Below are 18,728 nucleotides of genomic sequence, written 5' to 3'. Positions count from 1 at the left end.
GCGGCGCTTCAGCGGTTGACGGCCGGTGCCGGGACATTGGCGGAAAGCCGGGCCAACGTCGTGGTGGTCGGTGAGCCGAGCACCGGCAAGACGTCGATGCTCAACGCGCTGCTCGGCCGTTCCGACCTGCTGCCGGTACGTCCGACGGTGTCGTACATCGCGGTGGGCGGCGACCGAACCGCTTCGGTACGAGCGCATTACGGCGACGGCCGGATGATCAGCGGTGACGTGACACATCTGGCGGCATTCCTCGGGGAGAGCGCCGACGAGCGGCCCGAGCGGGTTGAACTGACGGTGACCGATCCGCGGCTGGCCGGGCTGACGCTGTTCGATACGCCCGGCGTCGGCGGAACGGACTCGGCACTGGCCCAGTTGGCGCTCACGGCGGTGCAGCAGGCGACGGCTTTGGTGTTCGTCTGCTCTGCTGCTGCGAAAATCTCTATCGCAGAACGCAAATTCCTTGCCGAAGCAGCGAGCCGCATCGATCAGATCGTGTTCGTGCTGTCCAAAACTGACAAGTACGCCGACTGGGAGCAGGTTCTCGCCGAGAACGTCGACACGATCCGTGGCGATTTCCGCCGGTTCCCGTCGGGACGCTTCGACGACGTGACGTTCGTCCCCATCAGTGCCCGGCTGGCGCATATGGCAACAGCGCGCGGCAACCTCACGCTTGCCCGGCTCAGCGGGATCGACGAGCTCTGGTCACAGCTGCTCCGCATCTCGGCGATGCACCGTGAGCTCGATGAGCTCAACACACTGCGGGCGATTGCGAGTGCCATCGACGACGCGGAAGTCATTCTGGCCGACCGTAAACAGACACTCGAATCAGTACCGGAGGACGATGAACAACTGGCCGCCATCACTCGTCAGATCACCCTGCTCACCGAGGCCAACTCGGCCTGGCGGATGGAGTTGGCGAGGGCGATCGACACCGCGCGGGACGAAGCCCGCACTCGACTGCGTCGGCGTCTGAATCAACTGCGCGACCGCTACGACGCCAAGATGCAGGAGAAGATCAAGCCGGCCATGATCCCGGAGATCGAAGCGACGATCGTCTCCGACTTGTGTGACTTGCAGGACGAGATCGATGGCGCCGTGCGGGGTTACATCGAGGAGATCACGCGCCATCTCCTCGCCGGTATCACCGGTGGCGACGATACCGCCGCCACCGTGGTCGACCGATTGCCCGCCCGCGGCGAGACTGCCGCGGAGTTCCTGCGGGAACGCACTGGGCCTCCACAGGATCCGTCGGCCACGATGATGGGGCTGACGACGGCGATGATGGGCACGAATACGGCTCGCATGTTGATCACCCCCAGTCTGGCGGCCGCCCTTTCCGTATCGGCAGGTGGAATTCTCGCGGTGGGGGTTGGGGCGGTCGCGGCATTGCCGGTCGGCGTGGTGTGGTGGCGACTACAAAAGAAGTTTCGTGAAAGAGCAAGCGATGTCATCAGCTTGCGGGGGTGGATCAATGAATGCCTCAACAGTGCGAACGGCGAAATATCTCTTGATCTGGACCGAATTTTCCGGCAGGCGTCTTATACCCTTCAGGAAACCATCGCGACTGCCATGGCGGATGCACTTCAGACCGCAACCGATGCCCGGAAGGATTTGGGCCGGGCACGTGACCGCGCGGCCGCAGATCTGCTCCGCCTCAACAAGGTGAGGACTCAACTCGATCCGCTCCGGGAGGCGTCACGAATCCGGCGCCAGGCGCTGCTGGCCGGTCCCGTGCCGGGGGCCGGTTGATGGCCTGATCGATTGTTCCGCAACGGTATTGCTTTTTCACCTTCGCGAACTCAGAGTATGACGAAGAGGTGCGTCAATGACCGAATTCATGGATTCGCACGACATTCAGAACGCGGACATGCACGATGCGTCGACGACCCCCGACGTTCATTACGCAGACCTGCACCACTCCGATGACTGGAACGCCGGGGGGCAGGGACCGCTGGCGGACCTGCCGTTGCCGCAGGTCGGCACCGACCCCCAGTCGGGACTTTCCCACGGCGACCCGTCAACGCTCAGCGACGACTGGTTCCTGCAGCGCAACAGCGGCTACTGTGTTCCCGCCGCGCTGACCGAAGTGCTTTCTCAAATCACCGGGCATCGGTTCGGTGATGAGTCCGTCGTTGCCCAGCGGTTCGCCGATTTTGGCAAACCCGTTACAGCACAAGGAGAAACGCTCAGCGATGCGGTGAAGGTGCTGGAGTCGTTCGGCGTGCAGTCGCACGTCGCGTCCAACGCGAACATGGGTGATCTCGAGCGTTTTCTGGACGACGGCCGAGCGATCGTCGTCGGCGTCAACGCGGACGAAATCTGGCACGGCCACAACACGGCGGCCAATCCCAGCGGCCGCGCCAACCACGCCCTGCTGATCACCGGAATCGATGAGGCCCACGGTCGCGTCATACTGTCCGACCCCGGAAATCCCAACGGCAACAAGGAAGTCGTCCCGCTCGAAGACTTCAAGCAGGCGTGGGCGGCAGGCGAGAACCAATTGCTGGTGACAGATCAACCGATCACGCGGCACGGTGTCACGACTCCCGGCCCGGTGGTGGTGCCCGTCGCGCTGAACGCGCACGCGCCCACCGCGGAGACGTATCTCGCCGCAGAATTCGACAGCGGGGGCGCGGGCGGCACACATGTGGTGCAACGCGGCGAAACCATGTGGAGCATCGCCCAAAGTGTCTACGGAGACCCGACGGCGTACACCAGAATCGCGGCGGCCAACGGTCTTACCAATCCGAACTTGATCGTCGACGGTCAGCGACTCATCATTCCGGACGCTCCGGCCCCGGCCCAGCACGCGCCGGGATCGCCGTCCGCCGGTGACGCGGTCCGCGGTCACCCCCAGTTCGCCGGGGCCGCCGGTAGCGCCGCATGGGGCGCGACTCCTGCCGCAGGGCCCGGGGCGACTTCGGATGTGGTGGTGGAACCGGTCGGGCACGAGGGACCGACGAAGTCAGTTGCGTCTCCCGCCGCACCGCCGCAGCCCGCTGCTGCGGGGTCGCACGGTCCGGTGGTCGTCGAGCCCGTTGGGGGTGAGACCACCGCCGCAACCGCTGATCACGGTGTGGTGCCGAGGTCCGGATCGTCGGTGTCCGATGCGATCAGCCGGCACAGCCAACCGTCGGTCGCCACGCGTAATCCGGCGCCTGCCGCCGCGGTCGCTCCGGCTGCCGCGGTGACCACGAACCCACCGTCGGCGGCGCCGCAGCAGTGGCATGCGGACTGGGCGTCCATGGCGCAGAAGGAATCCAGTGGCAACTGGTCGATCAATACCGGTAACGGATTCTACGGCGGCCTGCAGTTCACTCAGTCGACGTGGGAGGCCAGTGGCGGTCTGAAGTTCGCGCCGCGGGCGGATCTGGCGACGCCACAACAGCAGATGATGGTGGCGGAGGAGACGCTCAAGCAACAAGGGCCGGGGGCATGGCCGAATACCTTCGTGCCCCCGAGTGCCGGCGCGAACGCCGTGATCGATCAGCTCGCGAACGCGGCGAAGGACGTGACCAACGCGGTCGTGGACGGCGTCGCGAACGTGGTCAAGGCGGCGGCGGTGACCCCGGAGCCCTTTGGTGGACAGCAGAATTCGGCTGCGGTGGCGGCGGCGACCGATATGGCGCATGCCATGGCGGGCAAGCCCTACATCTGGGGCGGCCACGGTGACGGTGGTGCCGACTGTTCAGGACTGGTCTCGATGATTGTCAACGCGTTCACCGGGGCGCCTCCGACTCAGGATCGGATGGCAACTCCCAACGAAGGGAGCTGGTTGCAGGCACGGGGCGCGATCCTGGTGAACAGCCCGTCCGAAGTGCCGCCGGGCACCCTGGCGGTGGGCTGGAACGACCACCACACCTCGGGCACGCTGCCGGACGGAACCAGCTTCGAAGCACAGACCGAAGGTGTCCCGATCAAGGTCGGGCCGGGCGCAACGCCCTGGAATCACAAACAATTCACGCAGTGGGCCTACTTCCCATCGAGTGCGATCGGAGCAGCAGGCGAACCTCCGGCGCCGCCGCCCGGCATGGAGCCACCGCCGCCACCTCCGCCGCCCGGCCCGGACGTGCCTCCTGACCCCGGTGGCGAGCCCCCACCGGGTGGCTGATAGTGCTCGGCTCGGCCACCGCCTTCCCACGGACACGACAGGACACCGACGATGACGTTTCGCGATGAGCCAATGCACGACGAGACCGATCCACTCATCGGGCGTGCGAGTGAGGGCGCGGCATGGTCAGAGGCCACGTACGCGGCGTCGGCGACCCAGGTCCCGCCACACCACGAGCGTGAACCCCAGCACGATCCGGCCGGCGGGGCGATCCCGTGGGAGGAGGCACCGAAACGGTCCCGCCGACCGCCGAATGCCACGCTGCTGATCGGATTGGCGGTCGCCGGCGGCATCGTCCTGGTCATCGCCATCGTGTGGGCGACGTTCATGCGGCAGGACTCATCGTCCGGTCTCAACAGTGGCGGCGACCCGTTTGCTTCGTCGTCGAAGTCCGCGCAACCCTCGTCGACGTCGTCGGGATCGGCATCGACGTCGGCCTCCCCGGGTAGAACGGGAGCGCCGGCCGCCGTGGCCGATCCCGACGGCGCCGGGCAGCGGTGCTCAGAAGGGTTTCATGTGAAGGGCCGCAAGGGATTCGGTACTCATTCGTTCCGGGGATCAAGGGAGACGTCGTGCGCCTTCGCGAGCAAGGTTCTCGAAGCCTATTGGGAACAGGTCGGGATGCCGACCAAGGATCCCAAGCGCATCACTGCCGCGGGATCGGTGTCGTGCCGATCGACCGGCGCGGAATGCGCCGGCAACGACTTCGTGATGAAATGCGCCGCCCAGAACGATGAGGACTGGATAACGTGCGTCGGCGGCAAGAACGCCCGCGTCTATATCTACTGAGTCGGCCGCGCTGATCACAGGTCGCGATATACAGCCCAGGCGGCGGGGGCGCCCAGACACATCATCGGTTCACCGTCGGTTGACTGGGCGAGCTGGCCGGTGTCGGGACAGGGCGAGCCGAGCGTCCGCACGCCGATCACCGGTGCGCTCAATCCGTACGACGGGGCAGAGCTTGGTAAGCACGCCAGTGTCTGGCCGTCAGGGGCCAGGGCAAACACGAAAGTGATTGTGTTCGTACAGGACTGGCCCCGTGTCGCGTGGCCGAGGCCGGGTAGGTCGGCTGGTGTCGACACCCCGGCGTGACGCGCGGCCTGCTGAGCCCGCGCGTAGTCGTCCGCCGCTTGGTAGACGCCGTTGGATTGCACCAATGGTTCGAGACCGGGGCAGTTGTTCCTGACGGCGCTCGCCATGACGTACTGGGCTTCGTGGTAACTGAACGGTCGGGCGGCATTGGTGCGGCTGTCGTCGACGATTGCGGTCAGTTCGGCGGCCACACCGTCCTTGTCCGCTGCGGCCGACAGGCGATTGCACACCGTCTGCGCCGACCGACCGATGTAGTCGTCGACGTCGCCGAGCGGGTCGGCGTGCGCTGAGCCGGCGGTCGCGGCAACCGATACCGCCGCCGTAGCCAAGCAGAGTGAGTTCAATGTTCGTTTGGGGCGCATTCCGAACCCTCCCTCGTCGCATCAGACGGATTGCCAATAATCCTCCCACAATCGGGTTGTCACGATTGCCGTTGTTACAGAAGAGAATCAGGGGGAGGTGTCGCCCAGCATCATCAGTGCCACTTTCACGGCTTCGTCGGCGATCTCCTGCAACGGGATCGCCCGATGGACCGCGAAGGTCAGTAGCTCGTTCAGCGCGCCGAGCAGCATGACGACCCGGAGCAACGACATCTGGGCAGCACCGGTTTCGCGTAGCTGCTCGCTCTCCGTGAGGTTCTGGATGAGTACGCGGTAGTCCTCGGCATACTGAAAATGCAGTGCCCAGCTCTTGGGGCCCAGCGCGGCGAACTCCCGGGTCAACGCACTCGTCAGCGCCGGTCGCTGCTCGCACACGCCGATCCAGGCATGGACGGCGGCGCGGACCTGGTCCCGGCTCGACGCTTCCGGGTCGACGGCGTGACGAATGGCGTCGATGATGATCCGCACGCTCTCCGAGTACAGCGCCTTCAGGCAGTCTTCGATATCTGTGAAGTGCTGATAGAAGGTCCGGCGTGAGGTGGCGGCGACCCGGACCACGTCGGCGACGGTGGCGCGGGCGAAACCGGTCTCCACGATGCAGTCGGCCATCGCGTCGAGCAGGCGCTGACGATGTCCTTTGGCATCGGGCTCTGCGGTCGGCGAGGGACGATCTTGCACTCTTGACACCTTTCCCCATGACCGTGGTACGTTCGTGTACCGCACCACCTGGTACGAAAACGTACCACTACGCCGTCGCCGCAAGGGGAGAAGGACCGTCATGGTGGATCACGAGATAGTCGTCGTCGGCGCCGGGTTCTCGGGCATCGGACTGGGAATTCAGCTCAAGAAGGCCGGTTTTGCGGACTTCCGGATTCTGGATGCGGCCGACGGTATCGGGGGAGTCTGGCACCACAACCGATATCCCGGTGTTGCCGTTGACATTCCGTCGACCACGTACTCGTATTCGTTCGAGAGCAACCCTTCGTGGTCACGCCTGTTTGCGCCCGGAGCCGAGCTACGGCGGTACGCCGAGCACTGCGTGGACAAATACGGGTTGAAGCCGCACATTCAGCTGCGCACCAAGGTCGAGCGCGCGGTGTTCGACGAGGGCGAGAACGTCTGGCGCATCCACACCGACCGTGGACTGATCGTCGCGCGGTTCCTGATCGGTGCGGTCGGGCCCCTCGATCAACCGAAGAATCCGGACATCAAGGGCATCGACGATTTCCGTGGCGAATTGGTGCACACCGCCCGTTGGGACGACACCATCGGGATCGACCGCAAGCGGGTTGCGGTCATCGGAACCGGCGCCACCGCCCTACAACTCGTGCCGCAGCTTGCCGAGCGTGCCGCGCACCTGGACGTCTACCAGCGCACACCCATCTGGGTGGTGCCGAAGTTCGACGGCGCCATTCCGGGATGGGTGCAGGGGATGTTCGGAGTGGTGCCGGTCACGCAGGACGCGGTCAGCATGGTCACGACGGTGCTTTCCGACTTCATCTTCACCGCAGGCGTGGTGTACCACACGCGGCTGCCGTTCCTGGTCCGCGGCATCGAGCAGGTCTGCCGCCGCCACCTCGCGAATCAGGTGAAGGATCGTGAACTCCGTGAAAAGCTCACGCCGGCATATGCATTCGGCTGCAAGCGACCGTCGTTCTCCAACAACTACCTGAGCACGTTCAACCGGGACGACGTCGATCTGGTCACCGACCCGATCACTCGGATCACCGAGCACGGAATCGTCACCGAGGCGCGAGATGTGCAGACCGGCGAACGGCGCGAGACCGAGCACGCCGTCGATACCCTGGTGCTGGCAACGGGTTTCAACATTCTTCAGCTCGGCGCCATGCCGGCGTTCCCGGTCGTCGGGCTCGGTGGAGTGGAGTTGGGTGCGTTCTGGGATGAGAATCGATATCAGAACTACGAGGGAATTTCGACGCCGATCGCACCGAACTTCTGGTTGATGAACGGGCCGTGGTCGGTTACGGGTGCCTCGTGGTTCTCGATCATCGAAGCGGGGTGCCGCCACATCGTGCGATGCCTGGACGAGGCGCGGCGCCGCGGAGCCATGCGGATGGCGATCAAGCAGGAACCCCACGACAAGTACATGCGCTCTGTGCGAAAGAAGGCCGCTCATACGGTTTTCGTGCAACCCAGCTGCGCGCAGGCGAACAGTTATTACTTCGACCGGCACGGCGACGCACCGTTCGTGCGGCCGGTGTCGGGGTTGTCCATGTGGTTGGCCAGCAAGACATTTGATCTCGACAGTTATGAGTACACTCCCGCCGAGCGCAACCGGGGTCACGCCAGAGTTGCTGCGGAGCAAGGGGTCTAGCGCACCCTGGCATTGACGCCCCGGTGATAAAACCGCCGTGAGCCTGCTAGCGGTAATCATGGCAAAGTCCTGAAGAATTGCTGTACGTCGCGCAATGCGCGGCGTACGCTTTTTTCCAGCTGCGCCGGGTGCGGCCCGCCTCGGCGCAGTGCGAACGTCGGGAGCAACCATGTTGGCCCAGGGATTTGACGTCATCGTCGTCGGCGCACGCTGTGCCGGATCACCGCTGGCCGCGATGCTGGCCAGGAAGGGGCTCGACGTCGCGGTCGTAGAGCGGGCGACATTTCCCCGAGACACTCTGTCGACACACATCTTCGAGACCGACGGCCTATCGTTTCTCGACCGCCTGGGCGTGACGGACAAACTACGGTCGACTGGCGCGCCGTTCACCAGGCGGTCCAATTCCCGTGCCGACGGCTTCCAGTTCAATGCCCCGTGGCCCCTGCGCGACGGTGACGTCGGCGGTGGCGCGTCCGTCCGGCGGACGGTACTCGACCCGATTCTGGCCGAAGCCGCCGAGGATGCCGGGGCGCAGGTACGCATGGCGACCGAGGTCACCGGATTGGTGAAGGACGGCAGCCGGGTAACGGGTGTGCGGGTCAGGACCCACGGCCGTGAGGACGAGCTCCGTGCCCGATTGGTCATCGGCGCCGACGGGCGCAATTCGACGGTCGGGAATTTCGTTGCGGCCCGCAAGTACAACGTCGTCGCCGGCCAGCGATTCGCGTACTGGGCGTTTTTCACCGGAGCGCACATGTCGGCCGAGCCGTCCAACGTGTTTCACCGGTGGGACGACAAATTCGTGATCTCTGCACCTTGCGATGATGGTCTGTACCAGGTGATCGTCGTCCCCGAGCTGAGTCGACTTCAGCGATTCCGCGACGACCTCGATGGTTGTTTCATGGCTGACGCGCTGAGCTGCGAGCCCGTCGCGGAGGCGTTGGCCGGCGCCCAGCGGGTGAGCAAGTACTTCGGCATGTTGCATTGGACCGGCTTCTTCCGGGAACCGTCCGGGCCGGGTTGGGCGCTCGTCGGCGATGCCGGCCACTTCAAGGATCCGTCGGCAGGGCGGGGGATCAGCGACGCGTTCGCCCAAGTAGACGCGCTGGTTCCAGCAGTCGTTCGGGGGGTCAATGGTTCGCCGGACGAGCAAGACTCGGCGCTGGGTCACTGGGGCCGCTGGCGCGATCATGAGTTCGCCGATCACTACTGGTTCGCCAACGATCTGGGCAAAGCGGGTCGAGTCCCGGCGGTATTTCCGCAGATGGTCGCGGACCTACACGAAAAAGGGCAGATCGGACGGTTCCTCGGCCTCTTCACGCATCGCGAGAAGCCGTCTCAGGTGTTGAGTCCGGCGCGACTGTTCGGCTCCGCGGGGCGGCTGCTGCGGCACGAACGCCAAGGCCGGCGCGCGGTCCTGAATGAGGTGCGGTCCTTGGTCGGCGAGAGCGTGCACCGTCAGTTCCTCAATCACCGGCATGCCTACATCCCGGCCCGAGACGCGCTGAAACCGGCCGGCGCGACAGAGGTTGACGCCAGCAGCACGTGCTGAACGGATTTCACGTCACGGTGTACGACGTCATCGACAGCGACCCGTAGGTATAGCCGTCGACGAGCACGTGCGCAGGGGTGTCGGCGGCAGCGCACAGCCCGGCGATATAGAGCATGGGGATGAAGTGATCAGGGGTCGGCACGGCGGCGGCGAAGTCAGGATGCTCCCGCAGCCGCAGGATGTCGGCCGGCGCCGCGGTCAGCAGGCCGGCTGCCGCGTCGTCGAACCTTGTGGCCCAATCGAATCCGCTGTCGGCAAGCCGCGCGTTCATGGCCCGCAGGTTGTGCACGATGTTGCCGCTGCCGACGACCAGTACACCCCGGCTGCGTAGCTCGGCCAGTTGCGCGCCGAGGGCAACGTGTTCTTCCAGGGGCTTCTCGGCATTGATCGACAACTGCACCACCGGGATCGAGGCGTCGGGAAAGGCGTGCACCAATACGGACCAGGCGCCGTGGTCGATACCCCAGCTGTCTCGATCCGACCCGACCCACGTGGGTTTGACGGTCTCGGCGATCTCGTCGGCCAGCTCGGGTAGTCCGGGCGCGGGGTACTGCACGTCGAACAGTTCTTGTGGGAAACCGTAGAAGTCGTGGATGGTGCGGGGGTGCGCCATGGCGGTGACCGCGGTGGCGTTGATGTACCAGTGGGCACTGATCACCAGGATCGCGCGGGGCCGCGGTACCGACTGGCCGAACTCCGTCCACGCCGTCGTATAACGGTTGCGTTCTACGGCATTCATCGGACTGCCGTGCCCGATGAACGCTGCCGGCATGATGGTGGGCAGACCTGCTGGTCCGGTCATCTTGGTCGTCAACGCTACCGTGGATCCCACCGATGCGGTGACTACATGCCGGCGCGGGTGACGATCGGACCCATGAGTGTGGGCAACGTACGGTAGAGCTGAGTCACCAACCGATTCAGCAGCGGGAAAACGATGAACTCGTCATTGCGGGCGACGCCGCGCAGTATCGCGTCGGCGGCTTGCTGCGGCGTCACCTTCTTCATCGGTACCCGCTCGACTGCCGCGCCGTAGTCATATGCGGCGAGATTCGTTGCAGCACTGAAGATATTGGTGTCCACCAGCCCGGGTATGACGACACTGACATGGACGCCGTGATCGGCTGCCTCGGCCCGCAGTGAAGTGCTCAGCCCTACGACTGCGTGTTTGGTCGCCGCGTAGGCGGCCGATCGAACCACCGGCATTACCCCGGCACTGCTGGCGGTGTTGACGATGTGGCCGTGGCCCTGTATGCGCATCTGCGCATACGCGGCCTCTGTGCCGTGAACGACCCCCCAGAAGTTGATGTCGACGATGCGTTGCCAGGCATTGGGCGTCATGTCAGCGAAGTCGCCACCGACGACAATGCCGGCGTTGTTGAATATCAAGTCGAGACTTCCGCATTCGGTGACGACGCGATTCACCGCAGCGGTTACCGCATCTCGATCGGTGACGTCCATTGGCACCAGCTGGATTTGGCCGCCAGCGCCGCAATCTGCCAAACCGCTGAGGCGTTCGGTATCGCGGTCAGCGGCGTACACGGTCGCACCACGTTCGGCCAACCTCAGCGTCAGTGCACGCCCGATGCCTGATGCGGCTCCGGTGACGATTGCCGTGGCGTTCTGGTAGTTGTTTCGGTTCATCCGTCCATCCCTCGTGGGCTGCGGCGGTTCACTGTGCGTCGGTCTGCGCCACAGGCAGTTTGGTCTAGGTGCCGAGCGGGGTGCGGTTGGCCAGGTTCTTGGCGACCTCTTCGTGCCAGAGGTCGTTGGCGTGGGTGGTGTCCACTTCCTGCTCGAAGCGGGCGACCATGTCCGGTTTGACGTCGGCGACGTCGACGTAGAACTGCTCGTACCAGCGGCGATGCTGATACACCGGGCCGTCCTCCTCGGTCAGCAGCGGGTTCTCGATGCGGGTCTTGTTCTTCCAGATCTCCACATCCTGCATGAAGCCGTCCCCGAAACTGCGGCTCAACGACGCCGCCAGCTTGGCGGTCTTGTCCGCCGGCAGCGCCGGGTTGTTCTGCACCGCCACCCCCCACTGCAGCACGAACGAATCATGGGTCACCGGGTAATGACAGTTGATCAACGCGATCTCCACCGTGAACCCCGGCGCCAGATCATTGTGCAGCCAGTTGATCATGTACGCCGGCCCGAAATAGGTGGCCTCCGACCGCAGATAGGTGCCGTCCCACAGCTCCCGGGTCGCGTAATCCGGGCGCGGTTTGGACTCCATGAACTGGCTCGCGGTGTGGCCCTCGATGACGTTCTTGAAATACGTCGGATACGCATGGTGGATGTAGAAGAAATGCGCCATGTCCACGTTGTTGTCGACGATCTCGCGGCAGTGCGACCCTTCGATCAGCAGCGAGTTCCACTGCCACGGCGACCACCGGCCCTCGTCGTAGCCGTCGATGGTCGGCGGGGTCAGCTCCGGTGCCGGAGTGGAGCCTTCGGGATCGTGCCAGATCAGCAGCTGCCCGTTGACCTCAGTGCTCTGCCACGCGCGGGTGCGGGCCAGCCGCGGGGTGCGCTTGGCATAGGGCACCAGCTGGCACTTGCCGTCCCCACCCCAGCGCCAGTCATGGAACGGGCACGCCACCGCATCCCCCTTGACGCTGCCCTGCGACAGGTCACCCCCCATGTGCCGGCAGTAGCCGTCCAACACCTTCAGCGCCCCGTGCGAGTCGGCGAACACCACCAACTTGGTGCCGAACGCCTCGATCGCATGCGGCTCACCGTCACGGAACGACTCGGCCAACCCGATACAGTGCCAACCACGCGCAAACCGCGTCATCTCCACACCCGCATCGATATGCCGGACCTCAGCATCAGTCATGTTGCGCCCCTTGAGTGCTCGACTTGGCGGCGGCGCGTCCTGCTCGTCGCCCGAAGAATGAACCGGCACCCAGCTGGGTGCCGCTGGAGTACCCCTTGGCGTCTTGGGCGATGGTCGAGGCGCAGGCGCCGGCAGCGTACAGCCCGGCGATGGCGCGGCCGTCGTCGCGAAGCACTTCACCGTCAGCCGAAATCGCCAGGCCGCCAAGGGTGAAGCCGCTGTAGAACGCCTTGCCCAGGCTCAGATCGAATGCCGCCCATGGACCCGTATCTTGCGGTTCGAGATACTTGGTGGCCTTGTGGAAGTCGGGGTCCTCGCCGCGCGCCGCATTCGCGTTGTACCTGTCGAGCGAGGCCTGCAGGCGGCCGGCCGGGATGCCGAGGGCCGTTTCCATCTCGGCGACATCTTCCCAGCCGTCGATCAACTGAACCAACGGCATCGCCGGCATCTCGACGTGCCGGGAGTCGACGACCAGATAGGCGACGCTGCCGGGTTGTTCGAGGGCGAATGCGGACGTTCGTGCGTGATACGAGTCTTCTGCGACGAACCGGTCTCCGGCACGGTTCACGATGATGCCGGTGAGAAGTTTGGCGGGCGGATACACCGGGGCGGTCATGAACGCCTGATCCAGGTATTTGGTTGCGGCACCAACGGATTGGCCCATGCGGATCCCGATGCCGTCGTCATAGCTGCTACCCAGGGCAAAGACGCGCTCATCACCGAGTTGTGGCACGTACTCGGCCAGCATGTCCGGGTTCATCACGAATCCGCCGGTGCCCAGGACGACGGACTTCGCCCGCACGGCTCCGGCCTCACCGAAGTGCTTCCAGGTTGCGCCGACGACCCGATCGTCCTCGACAACGAGCGCAAAGACGCCTGTCTCATAACGGATTTCCGCACCCAACTCCGCCAGGCGCTCGACCAGAAGTTTGACGACCATGCCCGCGCCGCCGGTGTCGCCCGGCACCGGAACCTTGTGGCCGCGGGGCGCCGGCACTGCGCGATCACGGAACGGCCACACCTGCTCGTTACCGGTGTACATGAGGCCTTGGGTCTCCGGCTGAATGACGGCCTTGTGTGGGTAATAGCTGCGCTCGAACTCGAACCCCAGCGCTTCCAGCCACCGGAAATGTTCGACACTGCCTTCGCTGTAGGCGCTGATCAGCTCCGGCACAGGCTCTTTCGAGACCGCGGTCAGATAGGCAGCCATCTCCGCCGGCGAGTCAGCCTGACCGGTCGCCTTCTGCACCTCGGTGCCACCGCCCAGATAGAAGTGGCCACCCGCCATCGCCGTGGTGCCGCCGGCCACCGCGGCACGTTCGAGTACGAGCACACGCGCACCCGACGCGGCTGCTTCGACCGCCGCGCATCCACCCGCCATTCCGAGCCCGACAACCAGGACGTCGACCTCATCGGAGAACGACGAAACACTTTGTGCAGAGACTGTTTCCGGGATCATCAGGCGCCCGTGGTCGCGGTCTTGATGTGCTCGAACATCGCGCGAATCTCAGGGCTGAACTCGCCGAGTTCGATGTACGGCACTCCGGCCGACGCTCCGTCGATATAGGCGAAACGCATCAATCCGCCGGACATCTCGCCCTGCTGCACGATGGCCAGCCCCTGCTCCCGCGCCGATGCCACGGCCGCGTCGAAATCACCTGGCCCGAAGCACACATGGTGCAGACCCGGTCCACAGCGATCCAGGAATTCGGTGTAGATGCTGACGCCGCGCACTGGCTGGATGAGCTCGAGCTGCATGTCGCCCGAATAGGACATCGAGATGTGAGCGGTGAAATCCGCGGGTTCACCGTGAAGGCGGCAGGTCTCCGGCCCGAACTCGATATCGGGCAACCGGAACCACGTACCGACGCCGAACTGCTTGCTCAGCAGCTGTTCGGTTGCCTCGATGTCATCGGTGACCCAGGCGATTTGGCAGATCGGTCCGTACGAGACGGTCATAGGGTTCCTTCCGGAAGGCGAGTTGCGCCGGGAGTGAGCACCGGTCAAAAATAAGCGCACGCGCTTAAAACGTCAAGCGTTGGTGATTGCATTCTGCAGTGTGAGGGATAAACTCAGGCCTGTGAGTCGGCCCGATGCGCGTACGCAGCTACTCCTGGCCGGCGAACGCCTGATCGCGGAATCCGGCCCGGAAGTCTCGCTGCGCGACGTCGCGGTGGCGGCCGGACAGCGGAACAACTCGGCTGTCCACTATCACTTCGGATCGCGAGATGGCTTGATCAAGGCCATCATTGGTCATCGACAAGCCCCGCTGGAGCAAGCGCGACTGGCGCTGCTGGCCGAGCATGAAAGCGCCGGGGAGCCCGACGGCAGCATCACAACTCTGGTGACGATCCTGATCGAGCCGCTGTTCGACACTCCGTACTCCGACGGGTCGAGCCACTACGCCCGTTTTCTCGAACGCGTCCGCAATCATCCCGTCATGGCTGAGCTCACGCTCACATCGGAGCAGTGGCCGGCCACCCGAATCCTCACCACGCGGCTACTGCGGGCACTCGATTACCTACCGGAAGCGCTTCGCCGCCAACGCATGGCGGCGATGGCGTCGGTCATGTACACCTTGCTCGCCGACCATGAACGTCATGTCGATGAGCATCGCGACGCAACCCGCGGTGCCTTGAGTGAGGCTGAAGCGAGGGACAACATCGTCGCGATGGTCGTCGGCCTGCTCACCGCGCCGATGCCCGCACTGGTTCGGTCCCGATGAAAACAACGATGGAGGAGTGCATGTCGGCCACTGATCAGGAGTTGGCGGCAATCCGGCAGATCGAGTCGGGGGAGAATCCGACCAGGTTCGCCCGCGGCTGGCACTGCCTCGGCCTGATCCGCGACTTCAACGACGGTGCGCCCCATCAGATCGACGCGTTCGGGACGTCACTGGTGGTCTTCGCCGACAGTCAGGGCCGGCTCAACGTGCTCGACGCGTACTGCCGCCACATGGGCGGCAACCTCGCATACGGCAGCGTCAAGGGTGACTCGATCGCGTGCCCGTTCCACGACTGGCGCTGGGGTGGCGACGGCAAGTGCACGTTGGTGCCTTACGCCAAGCGGACGCCGCGGCTGGCGCGCACCCGCTCGTGGCTGACGCTCGAACGCAACGGACAACTGTTCGTCTGGAATGACCCGCAAGGCAACGCCCCGCCGCCGGAGGTCGACATCCCCGAGATCGAAGGGTGCGGCACGGACGCTTGGACCGACTGGACCTGGAACATCCAGCTGATCGAAGGTTCGCACTGCCGCGAGATCGTCGACAACAACGTGGACATGGCGCATTTCTTCTACGTGCACTACGCATTTCCCCGGAACTTCAAGAACATCTTCGAGGGTCACGTGGCGACCCAGGTGATGGACTCGACTCCCCGCGATGACATGGTCGTCAGTACATTCCACGATCCGACGTCCATTCTCTATTCGGAGGCTTCGTATTTCGGGCCGTCGTACATGATCGACCGGCTCCGCAGCGTGTCCAACGGTATGACCGTCGAGACCATCCTGATCAACTCGCACTATCCGGTGAGCCCGAACTCTTTCGTGCTGCAGTACGGCGCCATCGTCAAGAAAATCCCGAGCCTGACCGAAGAGGAAAATGCTGAGCTGGCAAGGACTTTCATCGATGGAGTCCAGACCGGCTTCGAGCAGGATGTCGAAATCTGGAAGCACAAGGCCCGGATCGACAATCCACTGCTCACCGAGGAGGACGGCCCGGTGTACCAGCAGCGCCGTTGGTACGAGCAGTTCTACGTCGACGTCGAGGATGTGACGCCGGATATGACGGACCGCTTCGAGTTCGAGATCGACACCACGCACTCCATCGAGAGCTGGGAAGCCGAAGTGGCAGGCAACCTGGCTGCCTCAGCTCCGAGCTAACTGGCGCAACAGGATTCAGCCTTCATCGGGCCGGCTGTGGCCGAGGAGCGCGGCCACCAGGTCGAGCGCGGTACCGATCTCGGGTGCTCCGCCCCCGAGGAGTGGGGCATAGAGATGTGCGTCGCACATGCGAATGAGCGCGAGGCCGAAAGTGGCGGTGGGTAGCGGCAATTCCATCCTGCCGGCGGCCACCTCGGCATCGAGGAGTTCGCCGACCAGCCGTCCTGCGGTCTGCTCCACGAGTCCGGGCAGCAGCATGAGTCGCACGATGAGCAATGGCTCGCGATGCGACACTGCCTGCAGCGGTTTCGCGTCGACGACCGCATTCAGAAAACGGTCCATGACCTTCAGGATGTAGTCGGCGCCCCCGGGCGGTTCGGCGTCGGGTCCGGCCTCGGCCGCCATGTCCGCGACGGTACGCCGGAAGGTGCGCTCGGTGGCGTCGGCGAGCACGGTCGCGAGCAGGTCTTCCCGATTGCCGACGAGTCGATAGAGGGTTGAGCGGCCGATCCCGAGTTCGGTGGCCAGCGCTGACATGTCGACCGGTTCGCCCGTCAGATAGAGCCGGGTCGCCGCGTCGACCGCGGCCTGGCGGCTCAACGCCGTCCCCAGCCGCGGGGAGGGCGTCGTCGGTTCTGCTCCGGACATCTGCCCATTATGGAACATTGCGCCGCTATGTGCCAGTGTGGCACACTTTGGCTATGTGTCCCACGTGTTGGGGCCGTGTACCGCCAACCCCACAAGGAAGTTGACATGAGCACGCGATTCCAAGGAAAGACCGCGATCGTCACGGGTGCCAGTCGTGGCATCGGCTTCGCCATCGCCCAGCGGTTGGTCGACGACGGCGCCAAGGTGGTGATCACCGCCCGGAAGCAGGAGGCGCTCGACGCCGCCGTCGAGACCCTCGGCGGCCCGGACGTCGCGCTAGCCGTGGCCGGCCGGGCCGATGACACCGAGCACCAGGACGCCGTGGTGGCCAAGGCGATCGAAACCTTCGGCGGCGCAGACCTGTTCGTCAACAACACCGGCATCAACCCGGTGTACGGGCCACTCATGGACATCGACATGGATGCCGCGCGCAAGATTCTGGAAGTCAACGTGCTGTCGGCGCTGTCGTGGGTGCAGAAGGTCAACCGGGCCTGGCAGGCCGAGCATGGCGGCGCGATCGTCAACGTCGCGTCGATCGCCGGCCTGCGGCCCGCCCCGGGAATTGCGCTCTATGGGGTGTCCAAGGCCGCGGTGATCCACCTGACCGAGGAGCTGGCCTACGAACTCGGTCCGAACATCCGCGTCAATGCCGTGGCCCCGGCCGTCGTCAAGACGCGGTTCGCGACCGCGCTGTACGAAGGGCGAGAGGAAGAGGTCAGCAAGAACTACGCGCTGAAACGCCTTGGCGTGCCCGAAGATATCGGTTCGGTGGTCGCGTTCCTGCTGTCGGCCGACGCCGGGTGGATGACCGGGCAGACGTTGACGATCGACGGTGGCGTCCTTCTGGGTGGCGGCGTCTGATGGCCCTCGACACCCACGTCGATCTACCCGGGCTGGACTTGGCCCGGCTCGGTGCCTGGCTGTCCTCCGCTGTGCCCGGTGCCGGCGCCCAGCTGACTGCGAAGTTGATCGCCGGCGGCAAGTCGAATCTGACTTACCGTGTCACGGACGGGAATTCATCGTGGATCGTCCGCCGGCCCCCCGTCGGGAAGCTGTTGGCTACCGCGCACGACATGAGCCGCGAATACCGGATGATGTCGGCGCTGGCGCCCACGGCGGTCCCGGTGCCCGCAATGTACGCCTTCTGCGACGACGTCGCGGTGCTCGGTGCGCCGTTCTATGTCATGGCAGAGGTCGACGGGTCCCCGTACCGCCGGGCGACCGAACTGGAGCCGCTCGGCGTTGAGCGCACCCGGGCGATCTCGGAGCGGCTTGTCGACACGCTGATCACCGTGCATTCAGTGGATCCGGCCTCGGTGGGTCTGGCCGATTTCGGTCGGCCCCAAGCCTTTCTGGGGCGTCAGGTCGAGCGTTGGCGCAAGCAGTTCGCGGCGGCCCGCACCCGGGATCTGCCCGCCATGGAAGAGCTCTATCAGGCGCTGGCGGCGCGGGTTCCGGCTGACTCGGCGCCCGGCATCGTGCATGGCGACTACCGCCTGGACAACGTACTGATGGACTCGCGCGACCAGCCGGCGGCGGTGCTCGATTGGGAGCTGGCCACCATCGGCGACTCGCTGACCGATCTTTCGCTGATGGTCGCGTACGGGCGGCTCGCCGCATCGGGTAACCCGGAGGTCTCTGACGTCAGCGAAGCACCGGGCTTCCTCTCCGAGCAGGAGATCATCGACCGGTACCGCGCTGGGATTGGCCGCAGTCTGGGCGATTTCGGCTTCTACCTGGGCCTGGCCTTCTTCAAGATGGCTGGCATCTTCGAAGGTATCCACTACCGCTATGTCAACGGCCAGACCGTTGGCGACGGCTTCTCGTTCGCCGGGGACGCGGTGCACTCCCTGCTGGACTTCGGACTCAATGCACTGAAGGAGCACTGA

General features: G+C 64.8%; 17 protein-coding genes. 9 read left to right on the top strand and 8 right to left on the bottom strand.

Going from position 1 to position 18,728, the window contains the following annotated elements; genetic code table 11:
• Positions 1-60 precede the first annotated feature (60 nt).
• The 3 genes from ACWW1C_RS19705 to ACWW1C_RS19695 all read left to right on the top strand — a co-directional run bounded on the left by ACWW1C_RS19705 (position 61) and on the right by ACWW1C_RS19695 (position 4,900).
• Positions 61-1,749, top strand: coding sequence for a dynamin family protein (locus tag ACWW1C_RS19705; RefSeq protein WP_455979958.1), 1,689 nt, complete (start codon positions 61-63; stop codon positions 1,747-1,749).
• 76 nt (positions 1,750-1,825) lie between these two features.
• Entirely contained in the window at positions 1,826-4,111 is a 2,286-nt protein-coding gene (locus ACWW1C_RS19700; RefSeq protein WP_455979957.1) for a transglycosylase family protein, read from the top strand.
• A 51-nt stretch (positions 4,112-4,162) separates the two neighbouring features.
• Positions 4,163-4,900 carry a hypothetical protein gene (locus tag ACWW1C_RS19695; RefSeq protein WP_455979956.1) on the top strand — a complete coding sequence of 246 codons (738 nt, stop codon included), beginning with the start codon at positions 4,163-4,165 and terminating at the stop codon, positions 4,898-4,900.
• A gap of 14 nt (positions 4,901-4,914) precedes the next feature.
• On the opposite strand, the gene ACWW1C_RS19690 is transcribed toward ACWW1C_RS19695, so the two are convergent.
• Complete coding sequence (locus ACWW1C_RS19690) at positions 4,915-5,532, bottom strand: hypothetical protein (protein WP_455979955.1); 618 nt, start codon at positions 5,530-5,532, stop codon at positions 4,915-4,917.
• Between the two features lie 120 nt (positions 5,533-5,652).
• Entirely contained in the window at positions 5,653-6,261 is a 609-nt protein-coding gene (locus tag ACWW1C_RS19685) for a TetR/AcrR family transcriptional regulator (RefSeq protein WP_455979954.1), read from the bottom strand.
• A gap of 100 nt (positions 6,262-6,361) precedes the next feature.
• Here ACWW1C_RS19685 and ACWW1C_RS19680 point away from each other — a divergent pair, with 100 nt between their 5' ends.
• Together ACWW1C_RS19680 and ACWW1C_RS19675 are read left to right on the top strand one after the other, a co-directional pair.
• Complete coding sequence (locus ACWW1C_RS19680; RefSeq protein ID WP_455979953.1) at positions 6,362-7,918, top strand: flavin-containing monooxygenase; 1,557 nt, start codon at positions 6,362-6,364, stop codon at positions 7,916-7,918.
• A 169-nt stretch (positions 7,919-8,087) separates the two neighbouring features.
• Positions 8,088-9,470 (top strand): NAD(P)/FAD-dependent oxidoreductase, encoded by a 1,383-nt coding sequence (locus ACWW1C_RS19675; RefSeq protein ID WP_455979952.1) that lies wholly within the window; start codon positions 8,088-8,090, stop codon positions 9,468-9,470.
• A gap of 7 nt (positions 9,471-9,477) precedes the next feature.
• On the opposite strand, the gene ygiD is transcribed toward ACWW1C_RS19675, so the two are convergent.
• The 5 genes from ygiD to ACWW1C_RS19650 form a co-directional block, all read right to left on the bottom strand.
• Positions 9,478-10,242 carry a 4,5-DOPA-extradiol-dioxygenase gene (gene ygiD / locus ACWW1C_RS19670; protein ID WP_455984365.1) on the bottom strand — a complete coding sequence of 255 codons (765 nt, stop codon included), beginning with the start codon at positions 10,240-10,242 and terminating at the stop codon, positions 9,478-9,480.
• A 71-nt stretch (positions 10,243-10,313) separates the two neighbouring features.
• Positions 10,314-11,111, bottom strand: coding sequence for an SDR family NAD(P)-dependent oxidoreductase (locus ACWW1C_RS19665; protein WP_455979951.1), 798 nt, complete (start codon positions 11,109-11,111; stop codon positions 10,314-10,316).
• A 64-nt stretch (positions 11,112-11,175) separates the two neighbouring features.
• Positions 11,176-12,306, bottom strand: coding sequence for a Rieske 2Fe-2S domain-containing protein (locus ACWW1C_RS19660; protein WP_455979950.1), 1,131 nt, complete (start codon positions 12,304-12,306; stop codon positions 11,176-11,178).
• Positions 12,299-13,765, bottom strand: a complete 1,467-nt coding sequence (locus ACWW1C_RS19655) for an FAD-binding protein (RefSeq protein ID WP_455979949.1) — start codon at positions 13,763-13,765, stop codon at positions 12,299-12,301. Before ACWW1C_RS19655 ends, ACWW1C_RS19660 begins: the two co-directional genes overlap by 8 nt.
• Entirely contained in the window at positions 13,765-14,265 is a 501-nt protein-coding gene (locus ACWW1C_RS19650; RefSeq protein WP_455979948.1) for a VOC family protein, read from the bottom strand. Before ACWW1C_RS19650 ends, ACWW1C_RS19655 begins: the two co-directional genes overlap by 1 nt.
• A 121-nt stretch (positions 14,266-14,386) precedes the next feature.
• Here ACWW1C_RS19650 and ACWW1C_RS19645 point away from each other — a divergent pair, with 121 nt between their 5' ends.
• Both ACWW1C_RS19645 and ACWW1C_RS19640 read left to right on the top strand, forming a co-directional pair.
• The gene (locus ACWW1C_RS19645) at positions 14,387-15,031 is read left to right on the top strand and encodes a TetR family transcriptional regulator (protein WP_455979947.1); all 645 of its coding nucleotides are present in this window, start codon (positions 14,387-14,389) and stop codon (positions 15,029-15,031) included.
• Between the two features lie 20 nt (positions 15,032-15,051).
• Positions 15,052-16,191, top strand: a complete 1,140-nt coding sequence (locus ACWW1C_RS19640) for a Rieske 2Fe-2S domain-containing protein (protein WP_455979946.1) — start codon at positions 15,052-15,054, stop codon at positions 16,189-16,191.
• A gap of 15 nt (positions 16,192-16,206) precedes the next feature.
• Here the strand turns inward: ACWW1C_RS19640 and ACWW1C_RS19635 are convergent, their stop codons facing one another.
• Complete coding sequence (locus ACWW1C_RS19635) at positions 16,207-16,839, bottom strand: QsdR family transcriptional regulator (RefSeq protein WP_455979945.1); 633 nt, start codon at positions 16,837-16,839, stop codon at positions 16,207-16,209.
• 105 nt (positions 16,840-16,944) lie between these two features.
• Here ACWW1C_RS19635 and ACWW1C_RS19630 point away from each other — a divergent pair, with 105 nt between their 5' ends.
• Both ACWW1C_RS19630 and ACWW1C_RS19625 read left to right on the top strand, forming a co-directional pair.
• Positions 16,945-17,700: an SDR family oxidoreductase gene (locus tag ACWW1C_RS19630; RefSeq protein ID WP_455979944.1), complete on the top strand. Its 756-nt coding sequence runs from the start codon at positions 16,945-16,947 to the stop codon at positions 17,698-17,700.
• On the top strand, positions 17,700-18,728 hold the full coding sequence (locus ACWW1C_RS19625) for a phosphotransferase family protein (RefSeq protein WP_455979943.1): 1,029 nt from the start codon (positions 17,700-17,702) through the stop codon (positions 18,726-18,728). The genes ACWW1C_RS19630 and ACWW1C_RS19625 overlap by 1 nt, the downstream gene beginning before the upstream one ends.

The organism is Mycobacterium sp. HM-7, from assembly GCF_053852335.1.
The sequence above is the reverse complement of the archived record's forward strand: the minus strand, read 5'-3'. Positions and strand labels throughout refer to the sequence as shown.